The sequence below is a fragment of the Dorea chungnamensis genome (assembly GCF_039832125.1).
Taxonomy (GTDB): domain Bacteria; phylum Bacillota; class Clostridia; order Lachnospirales; family Lachnospiraceae; genus JAFBIX01.
The window spans coordinates 22,196-45,671 of sequence record NZ_JBDOHT010000007.1 but is presented as its reverse complement, the minus strand read 5'-3'; the positions used below and the strand labels follow the sequence as shown (position 1 = coordinate 45,671).

The window sequence follows — 23,476 nt, the reverse complement described above, 5'->3', positions numbered from 1 at the left end:
TGTACCTTTTCTTATCCCGGCAGCCTAACGCCTAAGCTCCTAAGTAGGCTGCTCGGTATAAGGCAAGTTTCGCAAAGTGGTATACCACATTCGCACCGGAAGCAGCCCAAGGGCTGTTCCTAAACTTGTCAGGGGCGTTGCCCACCTTGAATCCCCCAACAGGCGCTGCCCGCCCTGTACCCGGGATGAAATTATGTTCTATACGGAGGTTGAAAATGAGAAATAGATCACACAATGTCATGGTACGAATGGATGATGAGGAATACAACCAGTTCTGTACCAATGTGAAAGAATCAGGCCAGACAAAACAGGCCTATGTGACGAATGCAGTGCTTCATGTGCCGGTGATGCCAAAAGAAGAATTAGAGGAAGTACAAAAGATCAGTCAGCTTATGGCTGATGATAACAGACAGCTTCGTGGAATTGCAGTAAATCTGAATCAGATGACAAAGCGGTTACACACATTTGGAGAGATTCCTCAGATAAAAGAATTGCACGAACTTGAACAAATGTTACAGAAGATGAGAGAGGAGAGTGAACGTCCATGGCAATTAATAAGATTATTACTAAACCGCCAAAAAGCCACAGCGGATTAAAAAACTGTTTAGCATATGTGCTGCGATCCGATAAGACAGAACAAACGCTGACAGCAATCACAGGTCCATATCATCATAAGGAATTAAATCCCAATTTTGCTTATCAATCATTTTTACAGGAAAAGAGAATCTGGCAGAAGGATAAAGGACGGATGTGTTCACATAGTATCATTTCCTGGCACAAGGATGAAAAGATTACACAAGAAGAAGCCTTTACCTTTGGTCAAGAATTTGCAGAAAAATGGTTTGCTGGATTTCAAACGGTCATTGCCGTTCATCAGGATCAGGATCACATTCACTGCCATCTGGTAACCAATTCTGTCAGTTATGAAGATGGGAGAAAATATCACACTTCAAAAAAAGACTTAGAGCGGATGAAGCTTTTGACAAATGAAATGTGCAAGGAGCGGAATCTGATGGTAGCGGAAAAGGGTAAACATTTTGATGGTACACCGATGGAAACCGGAGAGGTAACTACCTGGAATCAGGACAAGTACCAGATGTTTAAAAATGATGCAAAGAAAAGTTACTTATGGGATTGTGCGATGGCAGTGGTGAATGCCATGAAGCAATGTATAAGCAGAGATCAATTTATAGAGCGGATGAAGCTATCTGGATGGAATGTTCATTGGAAAGATTCTAGAAAGCATATTACTTTTGAAAACAAAGATGGTAAAAAAGTGAGAGATTCTAATCTGTTCAAAACATTTCATCTGGATGTAGGAAAGGAGGGGCTGGAACGTGAATTTATTCGACAGCGAGAAAACACCGAATTGTCAGAGCAAGAACTTGAGCAGTACTACAGACAACTCGAAGATATTGATGCAGGAAATGTCACAAAAGCTCAGAGAGAGCTTGTGTTTGAATCAGGAGCTATCAGAAGTGAATCACAATCTGCAAGAAGAACTTCGGAAAGTTCTAACAGATCTGTCCGATATAACGAGGCTCAATCAACAACTGAGCATCGAGAACGACAACTTGCGGAACAGAGGAGGCTGGATGCTGAGAGAGCAGCAAGAGAAGCTCGAAAGAGAAATCGCAGACGTTCAGGACCAGAACTCTAGGCTGAACAGACTGGTAAATATGTCGAACGTAACTGCATACGAAAAGATGAGAAGAGAAAGAGATGATGCTTTGAATCAGGTGGCAGAAGAAAGACAGAAAACTTTCATGGCAAAAAAGAATTTCAGAGAGGACATTAATAAGGTAAACAAAAAAACAAACGATAAAGTTCTGGATATGAAAAATAGAATGCAATTCTGGCAAATAGTTTCTATTGGAACTTTGATTGTGGGATTTTTAATTGGATGGATACTGTAAAATATTGCATTGTAAAAAATGTTAGCGTCAACCCGGTCATTTTTGACCGGGTTCATTATATGAAAAGACTTGTAAAATATTTATTTTTTTTGTGCACTGAATAATCACAAAATTGAGATTCTTTCTTTTTTTCCCATACCCAGGAAAAGTCTGTGGTACAATATTGAAAGGTATCATTGCTATGCAGAGATTTCTTTGTGAGAATCTGTATTGGAGGAATTAGGATATGCAGAATATATTAGTTGTAGAAGATGATTATGATTTGAATCAGGCGATCTGTTATTCTTTGAAAAAGTCAGGATATGGAGTTTATGGTGTGACTTTTATGGAAAAAGGGAAGCAGATTTTTTTTGAGAATCAGATAGATATGGTCCTTCTGGATGTGAATCTTCCAGATGGCGAGGGCTTCTCTTTTTGCCAGTGGGTAAAAAAGCAAAGAGAAGTTCCGGTCATTTACCTGACAGCCAGGGATATGGAGGAGGATGCTCTGGCAGGATATGAATCCGGGGCAGAAGATTACGTTACAAAACCATTTTCAATGAAGATTTTACTTAGAAAAATAGAAGTCATTTTAAAAAGAACTGCTTCGGTCAATCGTCTGATTTTTGCAGATGAGTATTTATATATAGATTTGGATAATGCACGAGTGACGGTAAAAGGTCAGGAATGCCCCGTCACACCGACAGAGTGCCGTCTGCTTCGTCAATTTCTTATGAATCGGGGACAGCTTCTGACTTATGATTTGTTATTGGAGCGGTTGTGGGACAGCGGAGGACAGTTTGTGGACAAGCACACACTGGCAGTAAATGTGAATCGTCTGAGAGGAAAGATTGAAGATAAGAATCACAGGTATATTTCAAATGTATATGGGATGGGATATCAATGGATTGGCTGATGTGTATCATGATGATAATTTTATTTGCAGCAGTAATGGTATTGTTATGGAAAAACTACCGGATAAAAAAAGAAGCGAAGTTGTTTGCTGAAAAGGTGGAAGATGCTCTGGATGCTATCGTAACAGGAAAAGAATGGAATATGGAAGAAGAATTGGAGGATAGCCTCTGGGGAAGAACAGGAACACAATTAGCGAAAGCCGGGCACGTATTCCGGAAAAAAGAAGAAGACGGTTTTCGTGAGAAAGAAAGAGTAAAGGGATTGATTTCTGATATATCCCATCAGACAAGGACGCCCATTGCCAATATAAAACTATACCTGGAACTCCTTGAGGACGAGGAGTTTTCGCAAAACAGTCAGGAGTTTTTGGGAAAAATCAAAGGGCAGATGGAAAAAATTGATTTTTTAATGCAGAGCATGGTAAAAATGTCAAGGCTTGAAACGGGAATTCTGCAAATACATAAGGAAGACAAAAATCTATACGAAACAATTCGCCACGCGGTTGCCGATGTGGTTCCGGAGGCGGCGTTGAAGGGGATTGATCTATATGTGAACTGCGAAGAAAATATGATGATCCGTCATGACAGCAAATGGACGGAGGAAGCAATTTATAATATTCTGGATAATGCACTCAAGTATACCGAGCCTGGTGGAAAGATCCATATTCAGACAGAAAGACAGGAATTATTTTTTAAGATCAGTATTTCCGATACTGGAAAAGGGATTGCCCCGGAGAGGCAGGCAGAGATCTTTACAAGATTTTACCGTGAGCCGGAGGTTCATGATAAACCAGGGGTTGGGATCGGATTATATGTTGCAAGAACAATCATGGAGCTTCAGAAGGGCTACATAGAAGTACAGTCTGAAATGGGAAAAGGAGCGTGTTTTCGCCTGTATTTTCCAGTGAATGAATCGTAACATAACCGGGGGATTGTCACAATCTTGTGATAATTGAAAATTGAGACAGGTTTGTGATTTTTAGGAGATATTCTATAGAATATCAAAAGAAGGAGGCAAACCAATGAAAGAGTACATTGTAGAGACAAGAAGCTTAAAAAAATACTATCAAATGGGTGAAAATACGGTAAAGGCATTGGATGGCGTAGATTTTCGTGTGAAAGATCAGGAATTTGTTGCTATTATCGGAAAAAGCGGATCCGGGAAAAGTACACTTTTGCATATGCTGGGTGGACTGGATGTGCCAACAGAAGGGGAAGTGTTGGTAGAGGGTAAGTGTCTTCTGGGGATGAAAAAAGAACAGCTTGCCATATTCCGCAGAAGAAAGATCGGGTTTATTTTTCAAAATTATAATCTTGTCCCGGATCTTAATGTATATGAGAATGTCATTCTTCCGGTGGAACTGGATGGGAGAAAGGTTGATGTGGAATATGTGGATAGGATACTGGAACTTTTAGGGCTGTCAGAGAAGAGGGAAGCTCTTCCTGGAACATTATCTGGTGGACAGCAGCAGAGGGCTGCGATTGCCAGGGCGCTTGCGGCGAAGCCCGCCATTATTCTGGCTGATGAACCCACGGGAAATCTGGATTCGGTTACCAGCCATGATGTGCTTGGACTTTTGAAAATGGCAGCAAGACAGTTCAGCCAGACCTTGATCTTGATCACTCATGACAGAGACATTGCACAGCTTGCAGATCGTATCGTACATATTGAGGACGGAAAGATTGTAGGAGATACCAGGAAGGGAAGTGATTCCTATGCTTAAGAATCCTAATCAGAAAGTGATCAAAAGGATGGCATGGAATGCTTTAAAAGTAAACAGGAGAAAGACCATTACGTTGTTCCTTGCGGTTCTTCTTTCTTCCTTTTTGGTATTCACAATATTCACAGTTGGAGATTCTTATTTTAGACTTCAGAAAATTCAGAACATCCGTATGTCAGGAGCTGAATTTGATGCAATCATGTATGGAGTGACGGATGAACAGAGGAAAATGTGTGAGAACAACCCGGATATCGTTCTGACAGGTGCGGTGGGAGTCTGTGGATGGGTAGAAAAAACAGATCAGGATTCCACACCTAATGTGGGACTGATCTGGGCAGATGATGGATATTGGACACAGATGATGGAGCCGGTCAGAGAAAAGTTGGAAGGAAGATATCCGACAGCTTTGGATGAGATAATGGTAACAAAATCCGCTTTAAAAGAATGTGGTTACGAAGATCTTGATGTAGGCGATACCCTTGCTATGTCTTATGGAACACATGAGGGAATCTTTACAGGGACTTTTCGAATCTGTGGGATCTGGGACGGATATGGACCAAAGAAACAGTTTTATGTCTCGAAAGAATTCTATGATCAATCGGGATGGAAGCTTTCGCAGGCAGCTTCCGGTCGTTACTTTATGGATTTTAAGCAAAAAATAATGACAAAAACAGAGCAGAATGCTTTTATCGAAAGTATGAATCTTGGAAAGCAGCAGAATCTTTTCTTCATGGAAGATCTTGGCGCATCGGTTCAGATATTGGCAGGCCTTATTGGCTTGATTGCAGTTACCTGTTTGTGTGCGTATCTGCTTATTTATAATATTATGTATCTTTCCGTAGCTGGAAAAGTTCGTTATTATGGTCTGCTTCAGACGGTCGGAATGACTGAAAAGCAGATAAAAAGGATGATGAAGGAACAGATGCTTCTGATCGGATCTGCAGGGACAGTACTTGGATGTCTGTCAGGTGGGCTGGTATCCTTTTTCCTGATTCCTGTTGTAGTAAAATCACTTGGAATTAAAAGTGGTTATGTTGGAGCAGATATGGTTCGTTTTCATCCGGCAGTTCTGCTGGCAACCATCTTACTGGTTGGAGTTACCATCTTTCTTGCTGGCCGGAAACCAGCAAAAATGGCAGCAGATATCTCTCCAATAGAAGCGCTTGGTTATCGTTCGACCCACAAAACCGTAAAAGAAAGAAAAGCAGGAAAGGGGAAAGTAATAGCAAGACTTTCCCTGGAGCAGTTTACAAAGGATAAGAAAAGAACTGCGGTGGTACTGTTGTCTTTGGCAGCCAGTCTGTCTGTGTACCTTTGTATTGTGACCATGCTGGACAGTCAGGCAGCAAGAACCATAGTGTCAAATTATATGGATACGGATATGGTCATTAAAAATGATACGGCATGCAAAGAAAAATCAGAAGACAGAAGAGACATTCTGGATGATTCTTTCGTGAAGTCAATCAAAGAAAATGCTGGAGTCTCTGAAGTACATTCTATGATATTTGCCGAGATTACAGTTCCATGGGAACCGGATTTTGCTGAGATGTGGATGAAAGAATTTTATGCAAAGTGGATGAGCATTCCATATAGTAAGGAAAAGGACGAGTATCAGAATCATCCTGAGAATTTTGGATCCTCTCTGATTGGAATTGATGAACAGGAATTTGATTATTTAAATAACAGTCTTGAGCATCCGATAAATAAAGAGGACTTCCTTTCGGGAAAAGCATGTATTGTTTATCGAAATGGTTTGGATTTCGCAGATGCTGATATAATAGGAAAAAATGTGACATGTGCTTTGTATGAAGATCAACAAACGACAAAAACTTTTACCATAGAAGGAGTTACGGACGAGAATTATTATACAGCACTCCTTGGATACCCACCGACGATTATAGCCAGTGATCAGGTGGTGAAAACATTTGCCAATAATCCAATTACACTAAAGACCAGCATAAAATATCACAAAGAATATGATAAAGATACAGAGCAGGAAATCCTGGCGTTATTAGAAGAAAATGACAATGCAAAAGACTTTTCCTGGGAATCCAAAATCGAAGATGCAGATGAGATTGAAAAAGCACAGGGCAATATGCCGCAAGTGGGAATCGGGATTGTGTTGATTCTGGCTTTTATCGGAATCATGAACTATATGAACACCTTTGTAGTAAATGTGCAGAGCCGGATGACGGAGCTTTCGGTTATGGAGAGTATCGGGATGACCCCGAAGCAGCTTCCTGGAATGCTGGTCAGGGAAGGAGTTCTCTATGTAGGCGGCGCATGGCTTGTTACGCTAACAGTAGGAATGGGAGCAACGTATCTTCTTTATGAATCAATGAATTATCGGGGGATTGCGTTTTCAGTGCCATTACTTCCACTTTTATTTGCATTGGGAATCAGTTTGCTGGTTTGTACTATGGTTCCAGTCCTTACCTGGATTATTTTGGAAAAGAATGGAACTGTTGTTGAGAGGATTAAGGGAGTTGAGTGATTTGACAGGAAGTGTTTCTATTAATTATTTTAATTGAATTACCAGATGGATATACATATTCAGAACAGTATTTATCAATGAACACCACAGTTTGATTAGTATTGGAAAGGGCTATCTATGGGCTGATTCTATACCAAACATTTACGTTGGTTAAAAAGACAAAGAATGCTATAGAGGTTAGTAATAGAGAAAATAATTGTTAAATCAACGGGAAAATGAGAATAACCGTATTTTAATCAATGGAAATGCTCTAACTTGTTGTTAAAGTTAGAGTATTTTTTGATGTGAAAACAACAAAATCGAAAAACACGAACATTTATATTGAAAAATTAATAAAAATTGAAATTTATATTATAAAAAAACGAAAAACACGAATTTTCTATTGAATGGTGGATAAAATAATAGTATAGTAAATACATAGAAAGTGAAAGAGGGAGTGATATTTATGTTGATAATGTTTAGAATTAAGAATTTTGCATCTTTTAAAGATGAGGTTATTCTGGATCTCAGAGCTGTCAGTTATAAAGATATGAAAAGTCATGTTATTGATTTGAAGGATAATAAAATTTTAAAAACATTAGCTATATATGGAAAAAATGCAAGTGGAAAATCAAATTTAGTAAGTGCACTCTATTTTTTTGAAAGTTATATTTTTAATCAATTTTTTGGAGCCGGTCATAAAGATGATGATATGGATAAAGTAGAAAAAATGCCAGATATTCGACGTACATCATTTAAGTTAAATGAAAAGATTGAAGAAGAATCTGAGTTTGAAATAATATTTAATCATAATGACACAACTTATCAGTATGGTTTTTCGATAAAAGATGATTTGGAGAGTAATGATTATATTATTGAAACCGAATGGTTGCTCGTAAATGAAAAAGAAGTTTTCGATAGAGCTAAAAATGAACTTACATTTGGAAAGGTGTATGAGAAAGAGTTACAAAAAATTGATAAAGTAAGGGACGATCGCTTATACATTGGGACATTAGATTATTTTGCTGATGGAGAAGTAAAAAGTATCGTTGATGGTTTTAAGGAATATTTAAAAAAGAATTTTAATGTTCATTTTGAGGTTATTATTGAATCGAGTATTAAGGGTATGGTTTCAGGTATAACTCTATCCAAAAGGCTATTGGAAGATGAAGAGTATAGAGCTATAATAGAGAGATTTTTACGAGTTGCAGATATTGGTATATCAGGATTAAGAGTAGAGCCAGTAGAGAGTAAAAACGGAAAGAAATATAAAATAAAAACATTACATGATGTATATAACGATGCGGGTAACATTGTTAAACAGGAAGAGTTTGATTTACGTGAAGAATCATCAGGAACAATAAGGTATTTCTCATTTATACAATATATTCTAAATATGATGGATAAAGGAGGCGTTTTTATTGTAGATGAAATTTCAGCAAGATTACATCCGGTACTGACAAAATTTATTGTTGATTTATATCAAAGTGAAAAGAATAAAAAAGCTCAATTAATATTTACTACACATGATATATCATTAATGAATAGAAAGCAATTCAGAAGAGATGAAATAGCATTTGTTGATAAAAATAAGAGAGGAGAATCATCTATATATACGTTAGCAGATATAAGAGCTAGATCCGATGCAAGTTTTTCAAAGGATTATTTATATGGTAAATATGGTGCAATTCCAGTAATTCGTGATTACGAGGAAGAAGTAAAAGAAATGGTTGGTGAATGGACTTGGGAAGACTAGTTAATGGAGAACGAAAAATAAATAATCCAAAACCAGAAAACGCAGGTAGTTTATTAATATTTTGCGAAGGTTCGACAGAGTATAATTATTTGAGTTATTTTAAATCATATTTAGAACACAATGTAAAAGCACATTATTCTAATATTGTTTTAGAACCAATCAATACTGAAGGAAATGCCATGCATGTATATAATTATGCAGAAGAATTCCTAAAGAATGATACGAACAGAAAAAAATATGATTTGTATGAAAAACATTTGGTTTTTGATTGCGATGCACCTGAGAATATTGAGGAAGTATTACGACTTATGAGTTTATCAGAAAACGAGTATGTTATAGATTATTCTAATTTGTTGTTTGAAACATGGTTAGTAATGCATTTTATGATTCTCACACCAGAAATGAATAATGGAAAAAGTAAAATGTATGAAACAATGAAAATATTTTTAGGTGTTGATAATTATGGCTCCCAAGAAAAAGCTGATGTTGGAACAATAAAGAAGTTGTTGAGCGATGATGGAAATAAAAGAATTCGAGATGCTGTTGAAAATGCAAAATCATTGGAGAAACATTGGTTAGAATCGGGTATGACTCTACCGGACAAGATAAAAGAAATGAATCCATCTGTTTCGGTACATATTTTGATTGAGCGATTGTTGGATGAGATTGAATATTCATGTAAATAGTATACGAAGGAATTAAGAGAATCAATGCTTGAAGAAAGGAGAATCTATATGAGAAAAGAAGAAAAATTAAATATGATTTTTGATAATTTAGCTAATGGATTAAATATTACTCAAACGATGATGGAAAAAGCTGAGACGGCTTATCATGCATTAGGTGAGCATATTAAGAATACAAATGAAGAATGGGATGTCACTATATATCCGCAGGGATCTTTTCAATTGGGAACAGTAATAAAACCCGTGAATGATGAAGAACAATATGATGTAGATTTAGTAGTATTGGTAAAGGCGCCTCACTATAGTGCAGAGTCACTAAGAAATGAAGTTCTACAGGTTTTGGAAAGCCATGGAAGATATGAAGGGAAAATTGAAAATAAGAAGCCTTGTATTCGTATCCAATATGCTGATTCGGCACAGTTTCATATGGATATAGCAAGTGCGCAAGAATTTGGGATGTCTAATGATACCTCTATTAACATAGCTCGTTTTGATGGTGATGAAAGCTATTTTTATGAAATTAGTAATCCCAAAGGATATATTGAGTGGTTTAAAAAGACAATGCAGTTTGAAGAATTGCAAAAATCCCAAAGAGCATTATATGAGAAGTGTCAAACAGAAGTTGAAGAATTAGAGCTTTCAAAGATGAGAACACCTTTACAGAAAGCAATTCAAATACTTAAAAGACACAGAGATATTTTTTTCGCAGATAGAGCTAATGCAGACGACAGGCCATCTTCTATAATTATCACAACACTTTGTGCAATGGCATATGAAGATTTACTTGGAAAATACGAAAAAGATAACATATATCTTACAGTTGTAAATATGTTGGAAAGATTCCCTACATATCTTAAGAAGAATGATGATGGGGAATATTATTTGGAGAATCCTTCAAATCCAAAGGAAAATTTTTTAAAAAAGTGGTGTGACAATCCAAAGTTAGTAACTGCATTTGAACAATGGATAGTTAAAGCAAAAACAGATATTATCTATAATCCGGAATCTTTTATTGAAGATAATCCGCAAGAATTACGAAAATCTTTGTATGAATCTTTTGGGCAAAGAGACACGGATATTGCGTTGGACAATTACGGGAAACAAATTGGAAAGTCTGCACAAAATGGTCAGTTGAAGTATGATGCGACCGGTGCTAATGTTGTATTGCTTGAAAAAGAAGGAAAATCATATAATAAACATACATATTTTGGTGGGATGCTTAAATGAAAGAATCAACTTTAAATATGTATAAAAACCTATTACAGTTAAATAAGTTGGAAGGTTGCCGGATAGTTGCTAAGAAGAGAAACTGTTTCTCAGCGGAGCTTCTGATACGTGATGGAAGATATAAAATAAGATTAGATTATTATGCTACAGGGAGTCCTAATGTGTATGTTGTAAGTCCAGTAATAGATATGAGCAATTCTTTAGAAATTCATACATTTGGATTAAAATTTCACGGCGCATATAATAAAGAATTACCCTGTTTATGTCTTACACATTATGAAAGCGATAAATGGAATTCTTCTATTATGCTTACTGAATCATATATTCCTTGGGCGATTGAGTGGACAGAGTTTTACGAATTATGGCTATTGACTGGAACATGGTATGGTGGTGGAGTACATCCAGGAGGTGATAAGGAAAATGAGTAAAAAATGTATTAGAGTTGCGTTTTGGGGAGTAGTTACTTGTGTTGTTTTTGGTGGAATACTTTACGCAGAGAAAAATAATATTTCAGTGTTGAATACATTACTGGGAATACTTATTGCATATACGGTGCAATTTTGTGTGACAGCAATTGTAGATTGCACAGATAATAGTACTTGGAAAGAGCAGTTAAGAATGTTTATGCGTAAACAAATTATAAAAAAAGATGATCCAATTAGAATCTCGTTTGCATATTTGTTCCGAATAAAAGTAGATGGAAAGTATTTGCTTGTGCGTAATGGGAGAGGAACTGGAAAATATCAGCCTGTTGGAGGAGCATATAAAACTAAAAATAAAGAGAAAAACTATTTGAAAGATAATTTTTATTTGGCAGAGGATAATAAGATACCAGTTGACGCTGCTTCTAAGAATGATTATCGTATGTTTGTTCCAGCAAGTAAGTTGAAATCATTTGTGAGACGATTTGATAAGACTATAGATAGAGAACTAGTTAAAAGTTTAGAGAGGGAATTCCGGGAAGAGTTAATTGCTACAGGTATTCTTGATTTTGAAAAGATACGATATAGGTACTGTGGTAGACATTTTACCAGTATAGAATTTAGCAGACATTTTCGATGTTATGAATTGTTATTAGCAGATATAGTTGAATTATTACCAACATCTGAACAAGAGGATAAATTAAGAGAATTGATAAAGAGTGATAGTAATGAGTATTATTTTGCAACAAAAGAAGAAATTGAACATTGTGGAATTGTAGAGGGCACGGATAACCTTAAAGAAGTGATAGCGGATCATTCGTTTAAAATTCTTGAGGAGACAGAGCAATATTTAAAAAAAATTAGAAGAGATAAGGGCATTTATAAAGTGAACATACATTAAAAGCCAGATACCATTGCTGATACCTGGCTATGAAGAGAAGTGCTCAGTTGTTATAAGATGCTGTGGGTTTGCAGCATGTATGCAGCATACATATCCACAAAGCCTTATTTTATGGGCTTCCACAGTTTCCTAAACGTTAATCATTCGTTCGAGACTACAAATTATATACGACGCAGAACGTCACAAGACGTTTCACGACCTCTCAGGACATTTGTTCTGGGAGGTTTTTAGTTTATCAGAAGTGAGAACTGTGGTAGAATGTAATCAGGTTCATATGTAATATTATTTTCATAAGAAAGAGGATAAAAACAATGTTGGCGCCAAGGAAAGTGAAATTTGAAGCTCAGAAAAGAGAAAGGGAAAATCTGGAATTTCGTACATTTTTGAAGTGTAATGCGGATGAAAAAGAACTGGATGAGCAGTTTTTTAAATTGCATGACGAGTTGTTTGCACAATATGATTGTAATAGATGTAGAAATTGCTGCAAGATGTATCATGGAAGTATTCCGGAGGAGGATGTTGAGAAAGATGCGATGTATTTAGGAGTAACCGCTACAGATTTTGCTGAACAATATTTAGGCGGAAAAGATTCTGAGGGGAATTACAAGACAAAGCATAAACCATGTGATTTTTTGATGGAAGACGGGAGTTGTAAATTGGGAGATTGCAAGCCTGAAAGCTGCAAAAAATATCCGTATACGAATCAACCAGAACGTCTGTGGAGCTTATATAGTGTGTTGGATACTGTGTCTGTTTGTCCGGTGGCTTTTGAAATCTATGAAAGACTGAAGAAAGAATATGGGTTCAAAAAATGAAATGGTATACATTATTTAGACAACACATTTTAGACAGAGGGATTGAATATTATGAAGATGGTCATGTCGTAGATTTTAGCTATTCTGATGACGAAATTATAGCACGGGTAGATGGAGCGGATGTATATGATGTTCAAATTACGTTGGATGAGGAAGACGTAATAGATATGTACTGTTCCTGTCCATATGCAGCGGATGGAAGGAATTGCAAACACATGGCGGCGGTTTTGTTTCAGTTTGAGGAAATGCTGGCTGGAAAGGATGCTGAAATAGAAGATAACGATACAGAAGAAGAGGTTTCATTACAAAGAGAGGACTTTTTCCAAAGGTATCAAAGGGAAAAAGAAGAAGTAATAGAGCTTATTTCAAAAATACCGGAAGACAAAGTAAGAGAATTGTTGGTCGGCTTTGTTTTGGTAGATGAAGGATTAAAGCATAAATTGCAAATGCAATATGAATTTAAAATGAATAGTAAGTTAATGCTGGAACTTCGGACAGAAATAGATCACATTATATATCGACATAGCAGGGGCGGGTATGTGGATTGGTATCATGCCTCTGAATTCATATCCGAGTTAAGTTATTTTTTGAATACGAAGGTAATGCTGTTAATTGAAAAGAATTGTTTAAAACAAGCATTTGAGTTGACAAATCTGGTGTTCCATTGTATTGGAAATATTGATATGGATGATTCGGATGGAGGTTCATCTTTTGTTGCAAATTCCTGCTATGAATGTTGGAAGCAAATTATTGAAAAAAGTGATGAGATTTATAGAAATGAGATGAAATCATGGTTCGAAACGCATCAGGATGGGTACGTAATTGATATTTATGAAGAATATATGGAAGAAATCTTGTTTGAATTTTTTGCAACAGAAGAAAAGATAACAGAAGAGATTAAAAACCTGGATAATTTCATAAATAAACGTTCGGGATCCGATTGCGGAAAAATATATTCGGTTCACTACGGATACGAAAATCCGATATTAAAAAGGATAGAATATATGAAAAAATTGAACTATACTGCTGAGCAAATCGAGGAGTATAAACAAGCAAACCGCAGGTTTTTTGTGATTCGAGAATTGGAAATCTCAGAGGCAATCAAGAATAATGATTATGATACAGCTATAAAGGTGTTGTTAGAAAGCAAAGAACTTGATGCTGGTAATACCGAGCAGTTGGAAAAATATTGCGAGCAATTAATAGAAATATACGATAAATTAGGGAAAACAGAGGAATATATTGAGGAACTTATACGGTATGTTACATCTTTTTGGCAATATGATTTAACCTATGTTAAGATGTTGAAAGCATGTATTGTGAACCCGGATCAATGGAGTCAGATGGTTGATGATATCGTGATGAAAAGCCGTTATGAAGATTTTGTATGTCAGTTACTCTATGAAGAAAAACGATATGATGAGTTGATGAGTAAGATTGAAGAGAGTTCCAATAAAGTTAGTCTGCTGGATTCATATGATAAAATTTTGCGCAAAATAATGCCGGAACGAGTAATAAAAATATATTCTGCTTATTTAAAACAGGCGGCTGAAATGGCGAATGAAAGGAAAAAATATAAATATCTCATGCCATATCTTAAGAAGATATCTAAATGTGATGGAGGAAAAACTGTAGCAGAAGATATTGCGGCTACATGGAGACGAGAATACAAACGTAGAACTGCAATGATGGATGAACTTCGATAGGCAGGTTTTTAAATTGCTTAAAAATAAAAGAATTGTTTTGCAAAATCCCCTGGTGTGGTAATATATATAAGATTGGCTACGGAGGTGTTAGATATGCCAGAAATTTCTTTGTTTTATGAGATTCGTGTTACAATGTATTATGAAGATCATAATCCACCACACTTTCACGCAGAATATAATGGAAATCAAAGATGGACTTCCATTAAATCGAATCAATTCTTTGGTTTAATATGAGAGGGGATGAATATGTTTCCAAAAGTAGTGCAGGTAATCCCATATAGGGACTATAAAGTAGATGTATATTTCGAGGATGGAAAAATAGTTTGTTATGATGCAAGTCATCTCTTAGAAAAAAAGGTTTTTGAACGATTAAAGGATATTGATTTTTTTATGAATGCATGCACAATATTAAATGATTCATTGGCTTGGGATGTCACTGGAACCAGAGATGAAAGCAAATGCTTAGATTTGGATCCGGATATGCTATATGAATTAGAAAATGTAAAGGAAAAAATTGCTTAAATATTTGTCCGAATACTTTTTCAAAAAGCCAGATACCATCGCTGATATCTGGCCATGAAGAGAAGTGCTAAGTTGTGATAAGCTGCTGTGGGTTAGTAGCAAGTATGCAGCACACATATGTTTAAACAGAACGAAGGAGAAAGCTTTCGAAAAGATCGCACAAAAACAATTGAAATAGAGAGAGGTAATCATATGGCGAAGCAAACAAGAGGAGTCTGTAAATTTTGTGGCAAAGAGTATACGAGAGGTGGAATGCTCAGGCATTTGCCGACGTGTAAGGCCCGAGAGAAAAGAATGGAACAGGAGAATGGCAAACCAAGATGTGGATGGTTTGAATTAGTAATCTCAGATAAATATGATTCTGCATACTGGTTAATTGTAGAGATAAGGGAAACAGCAACATTAAAAGACTTAGATGCATTTATTCGTGATATCTGGGTAGAATGTTGTGGACATCTTAGTGCGTTTGAGATTCAGGGAATAAGATATGAGTCTTGCCCAGATACAGATAGCTTTTGGGGATCGCCTGCAAAGAGTATGAATTATAAAATGAAAGACGTACTTATTGTTGGTGATTCAATAAATTATGAATATGATTTTGGCTCTACAACAGAATTGGTGATCCATGTGCATGATTATTATGTGGCAGCTAGAAAATCAGAAAAGATCACCTTGTTATCGCGGAATAATCCACTTCAGATTCTTTGTAGTCAATGTGGAAGTAATGTGGCACAGTGGGTGGACCCTGAAGGAGTGTATGAAGGTAATCCGTTTTGGTGTAATGAATGTCTGGACGAAGCTGATATAGGAGAAGATACCTTCTTCTTACCAGTATGTAATTCACCGCGAATGGGTGTCTGTGGGTATGAAGGAAGTAACCGTTATCCAGATCAATTTGTGCCAGATGGTAGCATGGATGAAGAAGAGAAAAACTTTGAAGATTCTGGAGATTTTGTGCCATATGAAGAGGGCAGGAAAGAAGCAACAATCATACAATGGAAAGAATTATATGAAACGGCAACGAGAATTCAAAAACTAGAACCCTGGAAAAAATTCTGGGATATGGATATCATTGGAATCAGAAATGGTGCTGAAGAAGATACTACATTTTTCAGCATCCTTGGCCGTGGTGGTGATTGTTATGGAATTGTGGTGTATGAAGGGTATGAAGGACTCAATGATTTTATGATGCTTACGATGCAGGAACAGTTGAACCTTCCGGTTGATTATGTGATGTTTTCGCAGAGAAATCTGACGTGCTATTGGGGGAACAGAGATGAGCTGTCGAATGAGCAGAGAAAGATTATAAAAGAACTGGGGTATAAATATAGAGGGAAAAATCAGTGGCTGTATTTTCTGTCTTTTGAACCTGGATATTTCCCATATAATTTCAATCAGGATGAAGTGCTTCGAATGACAGAATATCTGCAAGATCTGGAAGTTGCTTTAGAACAATATGAAAAACAGAAGATGTCTGTAGATTTTGAAAAAGGTAATATGCTTTCTTTGGAGTTTGAAGCGGATAAAAAGACTTGGGAGCTTAGTGCAAAACCTCTTCCGTTTGTGTCATTCCAATTTCGGAATCTGATCATAACAGATGAAGAGCTGCTTGCTGATTTATCCCGGGCACCAAAGTGTAAGATGATATTAGAGATAGATGTTTCTATACCAGGATTTCGAATCAATGATGTAGAATATGGCCGACCGGCGAATCCAGCGATGTACATGATTGCAGATGCCTCGTCGGGAATGATGCTAAGATGTGAACTACAGGAACCGAAAGAAGATGCGGTTGCGTCTATAGCAGAAGAAATCGTTGGATTTATTTTACAATGCGGTGCGCCTGATGAAATTCGGGTATCCAACATATTGGTAGAGGCCGGTCTTGAACAGATTTGTGATGTATGTGGAATTAAACTTCGCAGAGTTAAGCGGTTAAAGGCATTAGATGAATTCAAAAAAGGGATGAAAGATTTTCTGTAGTGTATGGATAATAAATTAGTTGGAGATTTCTATATATTAAAAAGAAAAATTGTGTTAAAATCTATTTAAGCGGAAATATAGTATCAGGTAATTGATATTACGGCTCAAATCTAAGATTCTCATAATTGAGAAGGAAATTAAAGGAGGGAAATGATATGCCACATATCAACGTAAAATTATATGCCGGAAAAAGTGAAGAGATGAAGGAAAAGCTTGCAAAGGCAGTAAGAAAAGCTCTGGCTGAGGAGTCCGGAGTCTGGAAAGAAAGCGATATCTCGGTATCTATGGAAGAATATTCACCAGAAGAGTTTGAAGCAGCAACAAAAGCAAGTTTTCAGAAAGAACAACTTGTATTTGATTCAGACTATATTAATTTTAAATAATAGCACAGCCTCCCGGTGATTATCTGGGAGGCTGTTTTAGAATATGTTTATAGATTATTTTAAGAAAATATGGATTAATTTGTTGTTGAGTTTTTTATATGGCTGATATCGCATCGGAAGATCCAGCCATGTTTTTTTGTCTATGATACTCTTGTAATGGGAGAAGGTATCAAAACCGTCTTTGCCATGATAAGAGCCCATGCCGCTTTCTCCAAATCCGCCGAATCCCATTTCGCTGGTAGCCAGGTGGATGATGGTATCATTGATACAGCCTCCACCGAATCCACAGCGGGAAGTGATTTTTTTCGCTACGTACGAATTATTTGTGAAAATGTATAATGCCAATGGATGTGGCATTGCATTGATGTTACGGATGGCTTCATCTAGAGAATCATAGGTCAGAATCGGCATGATCGGACCGAAGATCTCTTCCTGCATTACGACATCGCCAAAGGTGACATTGTCCATTACTGTAGGCTCAATACGTAAAGTGGCACGGTCAAAGTTCCCGCCATATACAATCTTGGCAGAATCCATAAGTCCAAGAATCCGGTCGAAATGCTTTTCGTTGATAATCTTTCCATAATTTTCTCTGTTTAATGGCTGTTTACCGAACTGCTTTTGAATCTGTTTCTTGATTTCTTTGACCAGACGGTCTTTGACCGAGCGTTCGCAGTAAATATAATCAGGAGCAACACAAGTCTGGCCGCAATTCAGATATTTACCGAAGACAATTCTCTTTGCTGCAAGCTTCAGGTTGGCATCTTTATCTACGATACAAGGACTTTTGCCGCCTAACTCCAGAGTGACCGGCGTTAGATGAGCAGAAGCCTGCCGCATGACTTCTTTACCGACTGCCTGGCTTCCGGTAAAGAAGATATAGTCGAAATGTTCGCTTAACAGGCAGGTATTCTCAGCCCGCCCGCCCGTTACGACAGCAACATATTTTGAATCAAAACATTCCTGGATCATTGCCTGGATGATTTCACTGGTGTGAGGAGAATAAGCACTTGGTTTCAGTACTGCAGTGTTACCGGCAGCGATAGCATCGACCAGTGGATCGATAGTCAAAAGGAATGGATAGTTCCATGGGCTCATGATCAGAACTACGCCATAGGGAGATGGCTTTTTATAGCTCCTGGAGTGGAACTGAGCGAGAGGAGTATGCACCGCCTTTTCTCTGGCAAATGAATGAATATGCTTCAGCATATAGCTGATTTCGCTTAACACAAGTCCGGTTTCGCACATATAGCTTTCAAATGCACTTTTTCCAAGATCTTTTTTGATTGCTTCGTTGATGTCTGCTTCGTGTTTTAGAATACAGGCCTTTAATTTTTTCAATGCCAGGATGCGGGCGTCAATACTGAGAGTTGCGCCGGTATAATAATAGGTGCGTTGCTCCTGGACGATTTTTTTAATCTCAGTTTCTGTCATGATCAGCTTCCTCCTCTATATCTTCTTCCATCAAGAGATAATAAAAATCCTCTAATTCTTCTGCATTCATTAATACTGGAACCGGATAAAGAGGATTTGCTTCTTTGTCAGCGTAATGTGCCAGTTTTGGAATGTCCTCCTCCTGGATTTCTTTTACTGTATCTCCGATGTGAAAGCGCTTCTTCATATCTTTGATGGCATCAATAAATGCTTTTGCTGCTTCATCGTATGGAGTTCCTTCTTCTACGATTCCGGCTTCCAGAGCCAGACGGTATAATTTTTTATGAATGCTGGTGCCATAAGCTTCTAATACAAATGGCAGCAGGATTGCATTTGCAAGTCCGTGCGGAACATTATATTCTCCGCCAAGAGAATGTGCGACTGCATGGACATATCCAACATAAGATTTGGTAAATGCACATCCGGCATAGAATGAAGCGTGGAGCATATTCCTTCGTGCATCCACATTTTTACCATCATTATACACGATATCGATATTTTCGAAAATTAATTTTACAGCTAAAAGAGCATCTTTTCGAGTGCCAGGCGTAGTAGAATTGCCGATATATGCTTCCACAGCATGGGTCAGAGCATCCATACCGGTTGTCGCAGTAATGAATGGTGGAAGACTTAACGTAACTTTTGGGTCTAATACTGCATAACGCGGGATTAGTGGAAAATCATTGATTGCATACTTGTGCCGGGTCTCTGCATCTGTGATAACAGCAGCCAGGGTGGTCTCGCTTCCAGTTCCGGCAGTTGTAGGAATGGCAATTAGAAGAGGAAGTTTCTTATGTACTTTCAGGATTCCCTTCATTTTTGCCAGAGACTGCTTCGGTTTTGCAATTCTGGCTCCGACTGCTTTGGCACAGTCCATACTGGAACCGCCCCCGAATCCGATCAGCGCATTACAGCCGTTGGTCTGATACAATTCCAGAGCTTCTGCAACATTGTCAGTCGTTGGATTGGCAACCGTCTTGTCATATATGGTGTAGGCAATGTCATTTTCGAACAGTGCGTTTTCCAGACGCTTCGTCAGGCCGAGCTTCATAATGCCGGCATCCGTAATAATAAGCACATGGTCACATTTTTTCTTCTTAATAAAATCCGGCAACGCTTTCACACTTCCCACAATCTTTGGTTTGCGATATGGAAGAAATGGCAGTGCAATCTTAAAGGCAGTCTGAAACGTTCTACAATATAGTTTTTTAAGTTTATTCATAATCGTATCCTTTCTGCTGTTGTTCTAATTCTTCACATAGCTTGTCTAGATTATTCGCAATCTGGAATAAGACACGGTAAAAAACCTCCCGGTCTTCATCGCTAAGACCTTTGCCTCCCATCAGTGTTGCGTGAAGAATTAAATCAGTTACTTTCGATGCATATTCATTTCCTTCTTCCGTTAACACCGCTTTGGTTCGATATTTTTTCCCCGTGCCAGATTGGTCATACTCAATAAAATGATGACGCTCAAGATCCGCTAATATCCGGGAAATCCCCGCCTTGTCTTCCCGGCAGAGACTGCACAGTTCTGTAGCAGTAAGACCCTCCGGATTCTGATGCAGATAATAGATACACATGGCATGTGTTCCTTTCAATCCAAGAGAATTCATACGAGCCTTCTTAATCTTCTGGATATCCTTGTATATCTGCGAGGTACCAAGCGTAAGCATTTCAAATCTTTCAAGCATTGAGAATCATCTCCTTAATATAGAAGTTGACAAATCAACAAGTAACATAATGAATATAGCATCAGAAAGTTGATTAGTCAACAGGTGGGAACGGGGGTTTTTTCATTTTCCCCCGTCCCCACCTAGACAAAAACCTGGTCAAAGGATAGAATAGAGGATAAATGAATTGACAAGGAAGTGGAGAATGCTATGGGAGAGCAACTGACGCAAAGTGACGTACAGAAGATTAAGGAAGAGATTGAATATCGGAAGCTGGTGGTTCGCAAGAGGGAGCTGGAAGCGGTGAAGGAAGCAAGGGCTCAGGGGGATTTGAGTGAGAATTTTGAATATAAGGCAGCGAAACAGGATAAGAATCGGAATGAGAGCCGTATCCGTTATCTGGAGAAGATGTTGAAGAATGCAAGGATTATATCGGATGTTTCGAGGGATGATGAGATAGGGATTAACAATACGGTGGATGTCTATTTTGAAGAGGATGACGAGACGGAGACTTACCGGCTTGTGACCAGCGTGCGTGGTAATTCACTTCAGGGATTGATCAGTATTGAATCCCCGCTTGGGAAAGCAATAAAGGGACATAAGGTCGGCGATCGGGTCAAGGTTAAGACCAACGGTGAGGATGGATACTATGTGATTATCAAGAAGATCGATAAGACGACGGATGATTCTTGCGATACTTTAAGAAAATACTAATGATTAAATTAGAGAGGAGACATCCAGATGAACTGTAAAAAAGAAGATATGTTGTTATATGCTATTACAGATCGTAGCTGGCTTGATGGGAAGACATTATACAGCCAGGTCGAACAGGCGCTGGAAGGCGGCGTTACTTTTCTGCAATTAAGGGAAAAGGAGTTGGATGAAGAGCATTTTCTGGAAGAAGCCAGAGAAATAAAAGAATTATGCAGGAGATATCATGTTCCATTCGTCATCAATGACAATGTGGATATTGCAGCTGCTGTGGATGCAGATGGGGTCCATGTGGGGCAGAGTGATATGGAGGCTGGAAATGTCCGTGAAAAACTTGGCCCTGATAAGATCATCGGAGTGACAGCCAAGACGGTGGAACAGGCGTTGCTTGCTGAGAAGAGAGGAGCCGATTACCTGGGAGTGGGTGCGGTGTTTCACACGGATTCGAAGGCAGATGCCAAGGGAATCAGCCATAAAACATTAAAAGCAATCTGTGACGCCGTAAAGATACCGGTGGTGGCAATTGGAGGAATCAGTAAGGACAATGTATTACAGCTTGCTGGAAATGGAGCAAGTGGAATCGCAGTCATTAGCGCCATATTTGCACAGAAGGATATAAAAAACGCAACAATAGAATTAAAAAAGTTAACCAAAGAAATGGTGGAATCATGTTAAAAGGAATCATTTTTGATGTGGATGGAACACTCCTGGATTCAATGGAGATCTGGCAGGATGTAGGCGTGCGTTATCTTGAGAAGCAAGGAGTGAAACCAGAACCAGGACTGAGCGAGATATTGTTTCCCCTTGGAATTGAAGAAGGCGCAGTATATTTAAAAGAGCATTATCATTTAGAGCAAAGCGTAGATCAGATGATTGCAGGAGTGCTGGATACAGTGCGAGATTTTTATTATAATGAAGTTCAGTTAAAGCCCGGTGTGACAGACTATCTGGCGAGCCTGTACCAGAAGGGCATATCGATGGTCGTGGCAACATCCAGTGAAAGAGAACTGGTGGAGGCAGCATTCAGGCGACTGAATATAACGAATTACATTGAGAAAATATTTACCTGTTCGGAAGTCGGAGCAGGAAAGAATCGTCCCGTTATCTATCAGAAGGCCAGTGAATATCTGGAGGCAGGACCCGAGGAGATCTGTGTATTTGAGGATGTGCTTCACGCACTTGAGACGGCAAAAAGAGCAGGCTTTCACACGGTAGGCGTGTATGACAGATTTAGTGCGGATGATAATGAAAAGATCCAAGAGACGGCAGAGCTTTATCTGGAAGATATGACGGAAGTTGACAGATTCTGGAAATATGCATCTGGGATATGAATAAAAAGATGGAAATGAATTTCAGATGCTTACTTCAGCGGCAAATTGGGGGCACCACCTTATGTCGCTATAAAAAATTAATGCTATCAAAAGAAGAAAGGAAGAATGAGAGATGAGAACAGCATTAACAATCGCTGGCAGTGATTCCAGCGGAGGCGCCGGTATTCAGGCGGATATTAAGACAATGATCAGTAACGGCGTATACGCTATGAGCGCAATTACAGCTTTAACAGCGCAGAATACAACTGGCGTGACCGGAATTATGGAGGTGACTCCTGAATTTTTAGCAGAGCAGTTAGATAATATATTTACCGATATCTATCCCAATGCAGTGAAGATCGGCATGGTATCAGCGAGTCCATTGATTACGACGATTGCTGACAAATTAAAAGAATATAAGGCTGAGAATATAGTGGTGGATCCGGTCATGGTCGCGACCAGTGGCGCAAAACTAATTAGTGATGATGCAATTGCTACATTAAAAGAATGTTTGCTGCCGATGGCGTGCGTTCTGACTCCGAATATCCCGGAAGCAGAGGTTCTGTCCGGTATGTCCGTGAAATCAGAAGAAGATATGATTGAGGCAGCCAAAGTGATCAGTGAGACTTATCATTGTGCAGTGTTGTGTAAAGGCGGTCATCAGCTGAATGATGCTAATGACCTGTTATATCGCGACGGCGCTTATAAATGGTTCTATGGCAAACGAATTGACAATCCGAATACCCATGGTACCGGATGTACACTTTCCAGTGCAATTGCTTCGAACCTTGCAAAAGGATTCGATCTGGATACTTCGGTGGAACGTGCCAAAGCATATATTTCCGGGGCACTTGGCGCAATGCTTGACCTTGGCAAAGGCAGCGGTCCAATGAACCACGCATTTAATCTGACCGGAGAATATGCAAAAACTGCGGAGGAGGTACGATAGT

The 23,476-nt window shown here is 38.3% G+C and carries 25 protein-coding genes and 1 pseudogene; 23 read left to right on the top strand and 3 right to left on the bottom strand.

Going from position 1 to position 23,476, the window contains the following annotated elements; genetic code table 11:
- Window positions 1-215 precede the first annotated feature (215 nt).
- The 19 genes and pseudogenes from ABE613_RS07725 to ABE613_RS07640 all read left to right on the top strand — a co-directional run bounded on the left by ABE613_RS07725 (window position 216) and on the right by ABE613_RS07640 (window position 17,401).
- Window positions 216-596, top strand: a complete 381-nt coding sequence (locus ABE613_RS07725) for a plasmid mobilization protein (RefSeq protein ID WP_347376088.1) — start codon at window positions 216-218, stop codon at window positions 594-596.
- On the top strand, window positions 545-1,660 hold the full coding sequence (locus ABE613_RS07720; RefSeq protein WP_347376087.1) for a relaxase/mobilization nuclease domain-containing protein: 1,116 nt from the start codon (window positions 545-547) through the stop codon (window positions 1,658-1,660). The genes ABE613_RS07725 and ABE613_RS07720 overlap by 52 nt, the downstream gene beginning before the upstream one ends.
- Window positions 1,596-1,916, top strand: coding sequence for a hypothetical protein (locus tag ABE613_RS07715; protein WP_291237021.1), 321 nt, complete (start codon window positions 1,596-1,598; stop codon window positions 1,914-1,916). The genes ABE613_RS07720 and ABE613_RS07715 overlap by 65 nt, the downstream gene beginning before the upstream one ends.
- A gap of 226 nt (window positions 1,917-2,142) precedes the next feature.
- The gene (locus ABE613_RS07710; protein WP_347376086.1) at window positions 2,143-2,811 is read left to right on the top strand and encodes a response regulator transcription factor; all 669 of its coding nucleotides are present in this window, start codon (window positions 2,143-2,145) and stop codon (window positions 2,809-2,811) included.
- The gene (locus ABE613_RS07705; protein ID WP_347376085.1) at window positions 2,799-3,728 is read left to right on the top strand and encodes a sensor histidine kinase; all 930 of its coding nucleotides are present in this window, start codon (window positions 2,799-2,801) and stop codon (window positions 3,726-3,728) included. The genes ABE613_RS07710 and ABE613_RS07705 overlap by 13 nt, the downstream gene beginning before the upstream one ends.
- Window positions 3,729-3,831: 103 nt before the next feature.
- Window positions 3,832-4,533: an ABC transporter ATP-binding protein gene (locus ABE613_RS07700; protein WP_347376084.1), complete on the top strand. Its 702-nt coding sequence runs from the start codon at window positions 3,832-3,834 to the stop codon at window positions 4,531-4,533.
- A complete protein-coding gene (locus ABE613_RS07695; RefSeq protein WP_347376083.1) occupies window positions 4,526-7,024 on the top strand; it encodes an ABC transporter permease in 2,499 nt (832 codons plus the stop codon). Before ABE613_RS07700 ends, ABE613_RS07695 begins: the two co-directional genes overlap by 8 nt.
- A 445-nt stretch (window positions 7,025-7,469) precedes the next feature.
- Window positions 7,470-8,759 carry an AAA family ATPase gene (locus ABE613_RS07690; RefSeq protein ID WP_347376082.1) on the top strand — a complete coding sequence of 430 codons (1,290 nt, stop codon included), beginning with the start codon at window positions 7,470-7,472 and terminating at the stop codon, window positions 8,757-8,759.
- Window positions 8,747-9,445, top strand: coding sequence for an RloB family protein (locus ABE613_RS07685; RefSeq protein ID WP_347376081.1), 699 nt, complete (start codon window positions 8,747-8,749; stop codon window positions 9,443-9,445). Before ABE613_RS07690 ends, ABE613_RS07685 begins: the two co-directional genes overlap by 13 nt.
- Before the next feature lie 48 nt (window positions 9,446-9,493).
- Complete coding sequence (locus ABE613_RS07680) at window positions 9,494-10,669, top strand: nucleotidyltransferase domain-containing protein (protein ID WP_347376080.1); 1,176 nt, start codon at window positions 9,494-9,496, stop codon at window positions 10,667-10,669.
- On the top strand, window positions 10,666-11,097 hold the full coding sequence (locus ABE613_RS07675) for a type II CBASS E2 protein (RefSeq protein ID WP_347376079.1): 432 nt from the start codon (window positions 10,666-10,668) through the stop codon (window positions 11,095-11,097). Before ABE613_RS07680 ends, ABE613_RS07675 begins: the two co-directional genes overlap by 4 nt.
- Window positions 11,090-11,992: an SMODS-associated NUDIX domain-containing protein gene (locus tag ABE613_RS07670; protein WP_347376078.1), complete on the top strand. Its 903-nt coding sequence runs from the start codon at window positions 11,090-11,092 to the stop codon at window positions 11,990-11,992. Before ABE613_RS07675 ends, ABE613_RS07670 begins: the two co-directional genes overlap by 8 nt.
- A gap of 311 nt (window positions 11,993-12,303) precedes the next feature.
- Entirely contained in the window at window positions 12,304-12,807 is a 504-nt protein-coding gene (locus tag ABE613_RS07665) for a YkgJ family cysteine cluster protein (protein WP_235233329.1), read from the top strand.
- On the top strand, window positions 12,804-14,513 hold the full coding sequence (locus ABE613_RS07660) for an SWIM zinc finger family protein (protein ID WP_347376077.1): 1,710 nt from the start codon (window positions 12,804-12,806) through the stop codon (window positions 14,511-14,513). The genes ABE613_RS07665 and ABE613_RS07660 overlap by 4 nt, the downstream gene beginning before the upstream one ends.
- A 93-nt stretch (window positions 14,514-14,606) precedes the next feature.
- Complete coding sequence (locus tag ABE613_RS07655) at window positions 14,607-14,747, top strand: DUF4160 domain-containing protein (protein WP_347376076.1); 141 nt, start codon at window positions 14,607-14,609, stop codon at window positions 14,745-14,747.
- A gap of 12 nt (window positions 14,748-14,759) precedes the next feature.
- Window positions 14,760-15,035 (top strand): DUF2442 domain-containing protein, encoded by a 276-nt coding sequence (locus ABE613_RS07650; RefSeq protein ID WP_347376075.1) that lies wholly within the window; start codon window positions 14,760-14,762, stop codon window positions 15,033-15,035.
- Between the two features lie 117 nt (window positions 15,036-15,152).
- Window positions 15,153-15,680 (top strand): annotated as a pseudogene (locus ABE613_RS15170) (IS1096 element passenger TnpR family protein); the annotation flags it as partial.
- A gap of 267 nt (window positions 15,681-15,947) precedes the next feature.
- A complete protein-coding gene (locus ABE613_RS15165) occupies window positions 15,948-17,018 on the top strand; it encodes a DUF7309 domain-containing protein (protein WP_420370576.1) in 1,071 nt (356 codons plus the stop codon).
- Window positions 17,019-17,173: 155 nt separating this feature from the next.
- Window positions 17,174-17,401, top strand: coding sequence for a tautomerase family protein (locus ABE613_RS07640; protein WP_235233336.1), 228 nt, complete (start codon window positions 17,174-17,176; stop codon window positions 17,399-17,401).
- Between the two features lie 54 nt (window positions 17,402-17,455).
- On the opposite strand, the gene ABE613_RS07635 is transcribed toward ABE613_RS07640, so the two are convergent.
- Genes ABE613_RS07635 through ABE613_RS07625 form a run of 3 tightly spaced genes read right to left on the bottom strand, consistent with a single transcriptional unit; the run spans window position 17,456 to window position 20,526 of the window.
- Complete coding sequence (locus ABE613_RS07635) at window positions 17,456-18,835, bottom strand: aldehyde dehydrogenase (protein ID WP_347376074.1); 1,380 nt, start codon at window positions 18,833-18,835, stop codon at window positions 17,456-17,458.
- The gene (locus tag ABE613_RS07630) at window positions 18,822-20,057 is read right to left on the bottom strand and encodes an iron-containing alcohol dehydrogenase (protein ID WP_235233339.1); all 1,236 of its coding nucleotides are present in this window, start codon (window positions 20,055-20,057) and stop codon (window positions 18,822-18,824) included. The genes ABE613_RS07635 and ABE613_RS07630 overlap by 14 nt, the downstream gene beginning before the upstream one ends.
- The gene (locus ABE613_RS07625; protein ID WP_235233341.1) at window positions 20,050-20,526 is read right to left on the bottom strand and encodes a MarR family winged helix-turn-helix transcriptional regulator; all 477 of its coding nucleotides are present in this window, start codon (window positions 20,524-20,526) and stop codon (window positions 20,050-20,052) included. Before ABE613_RS07625 ends, ABE613_RS07630 begins: the two co-directional genes overlap by 8 nt.
- 189 nt (window positions 20,527-20,715) lie before the next feature.
- Between ABE613_RS07625 and greA the strand changes: the two genes are divergently transcribed.
- The 4 genes from greA (at window position 20,716) to thiD (ending at window position 23,475) form a co-directional block, all read left to right on the top strand.
- Entirely contained in the window at window positions 20,716-21,219 is a 504-nt protein-coding gene (gene greA / locus ABE613_RS07620; protein WP_235233342.1) for a transcription elongation factor GreA, read from the top strand.
- 27 nt (window positions 21,220-21,246) lie between these two features.
- Window positions 21,247-21,891 carry a thiamine phosphate synthase gene (gene thiE, locus ABE613_RS07615; RefSeq protein WP_235233343.1) on the top strand — a complete coding sequence of 215 codons (645 nt, stop codon included), beginning with the start codon at window positions 21,247-21,249 and terminating at the stop codon, window positions 21,889-21,891.
- Window positions 21,885-22,547: an HAD family hydrolase gene (locus ABE613_RS07610; RefSeq protein WP_235233345.1), complete on the top strand. Its 663-nt coding sequence runs from the start codon at window positions 21,885-21,887 to the stop codon at window positions 22,545-22,547. The genes thiE and ABE613_RS07610 overlap by 7 nt, the downstream gene beginning before the upstream one ends.
- Window positions 22,548-22,659: 112 nt before the next feature.
- Complete coding sequence (gene thiD / locus ABE613_RS07605) at window positions 22,660-23,475, top strand: bifunctional hydroxymethylpyrimidine kinase/phosphomethylpyrimidine kinase (RefSeq protein ID WP_235233347.1); 816 nt, start codon at window positions 22,660-22,662, stop codon at window positions 23,473-23,475.
- Window position 23,476 lies beyond the last annotated feature (1 nt).

Excerpts from the sequence above, each read along its gene's own strand:
- ABE613_RS07725 (WP_347376088.1), top strand. The coding sequence starts at position 216 with ATGAGAAATAGATCACACAATGTCATGGTACGAATGGATGATGAGGAA.
- ABE613_RS07720 (WP_347376087.1), top strand. The coding sequence starts at position 545 with ATGGCAATTAATAAGATTATTACTAAACCGCCAAAAAGCCACAGCGGA.
- ABE613_RS07715 (WP_291237021.1), top strand. The coding sequence starts at position 1,596 with ATGCTGAGAGAGCAGCAAGAGAAGCTCGAAAGAGAAATCGCAGACGTT.
- ABE613_RS07710 (WP_347376086.1), top strand. The coding sequence starts at position 2,143 with ATGCAGAATATATTAGTTGTAGAAGATGATTATGATTTGAATCAGGCG.
- ABE613_RS07705 (WP_347376085.1), top strand. The coding sequence starts at position 2,799 with ATGGATTGGCTGATGTGTATCATGATGATAATTTTATTTGCAGCAGTA.
- ABE613_RS07700 (WP_347376084.1), top strand. The coding sequence starts at position 3,832 with ATGAAAGAGTACATTGTAGAGACAAGAAGCTTAAAAAAATACTATCAA.
- ABE613_RS07695 (WP_347376083.1), top strand. The coding sequence starts at position 4,526 with ATGCTTAAGAATCCTAATCAGAAAGTGATCAAAAGGATGGCATGGAAT.
- ABE613_RS07690 (WP_347376082.1), top strand. The coding sequence starts at position 7,470 with ATGTTGATAATGTTTAGAATTAAGAATTTTGCATCTTTTAAAGATGAG.
- ABE613_RS07680 (WP_347376080.1), top strand. The coding sequence starts at position 9,494 with ATGAGAAAAGAAGAAAAATTAAATATGATTTTTGATAATTTAGCTAAT.
- ABE613_RS07675 (WP_347376079.1), top strand. The coding sequence starts at position 10,666 with ATGAAAGAATCAACTTTAAATATGTATAAAAACCTATTACAGTTAAAT.
- ABE613_RS07670 (WP_347376078.1), top strand. The coding sequence starts at position 11,090 with ATGAGTAAAAAATGTATTAGAGTTGCGTTTTGGGGAGTAGTTACTTGT.
- ABE613_RS07665 (WP_235233329.1), top strand. The coding sequence starts at position 12,304 with ATGTTGGCGCCAAGGAAAGTGAAATTTGAAGCTCAGAAAAGAGAAAGG.
- ABE613_RS07660 (WP_347376077.1), top strand. The coding sequence starts at position 12,804 with ATGAAATGGTATACATTATTTAGACAACACATTTTAGACAGAGGGATT.
- ABE613_RS07655 (WP_347376076.1), top strand. The coding sequence starts at position 14,607 with ATGCCAGAAATTTCTTTGTTTTATGAGATTCGTGTTACAATGTATTAT.
- ABE613_RS07650 (WP_347376075.1), top strand. The coding sequence starts at position 14,760 with ATGTTTCCAAAAGTAGTGCAGGTAATCCCATATAGGGACTATAAAGTA.
- ABE613_RS15165 (WP_420370576.1), top strand. The coding sequence starts at position 15,948 with ATGGATGAAGAAGAGAAAAACTTTGAAGATTCTGGAGATTTTGTGCCA.
- ABE613_RS07640 (WP_235233336.1), top strand. The coding sequence starts at position 17,174 with ATGCCACATATCAACGTAAAATTATATGCCGGAAAAAGTGAAGAGATG.
- ABE613_RS07635 (WP_347376074.1), bottom strand. The coding sequence starts at position 18,835 with ATGACAGAAACTGAGATTAAAAAAATCGTCCAGGAGCAACGCACCTAT.
- ABE613_RS07630 (WP_235233339.1), bottom strand. The coding sequence starts at position 20,057 with ATGAATAAACTTAAAAAACTATATTGTAGAACGTTTCAGACTGCCTTT.
- ABE613_RS07625 (WP_235233341.1), bottom strand. The coding sequence starts at position 20,526 with ATGCTTGAAAGATTTGAAATGCTTACGCTTGGTACCTCGCAGATATAC.
- greA (WP_235233342.1), top strand. The coding sequence starts at position 20,716 with ATGGGAGAGCAACTGACGCAAAGTGACGTACAGAAGATTAAGGAAGAG.
- thiE (WP_235233343.1), top strand. The coding sequence starts at position 21,247 with ATGAACTGTAAAAAAGAAGATATGTTGTTATATGCTATTACAGATCGT.
- ABE613_RS07610 (WP_235233345.1), top strand. The coding sequence starts at position 21,885 with ATGTTAAAAGGAATCATTTTTGATGTGGATGGAACACTCCTGGATTCA.
- thiD (WP_235233347.1), top strand. The coding sequence starts at position 22,660 with ATGAGAACAGCATTAACAATCGCTGGCAGTGATTCCAGCGGAGGCGCC.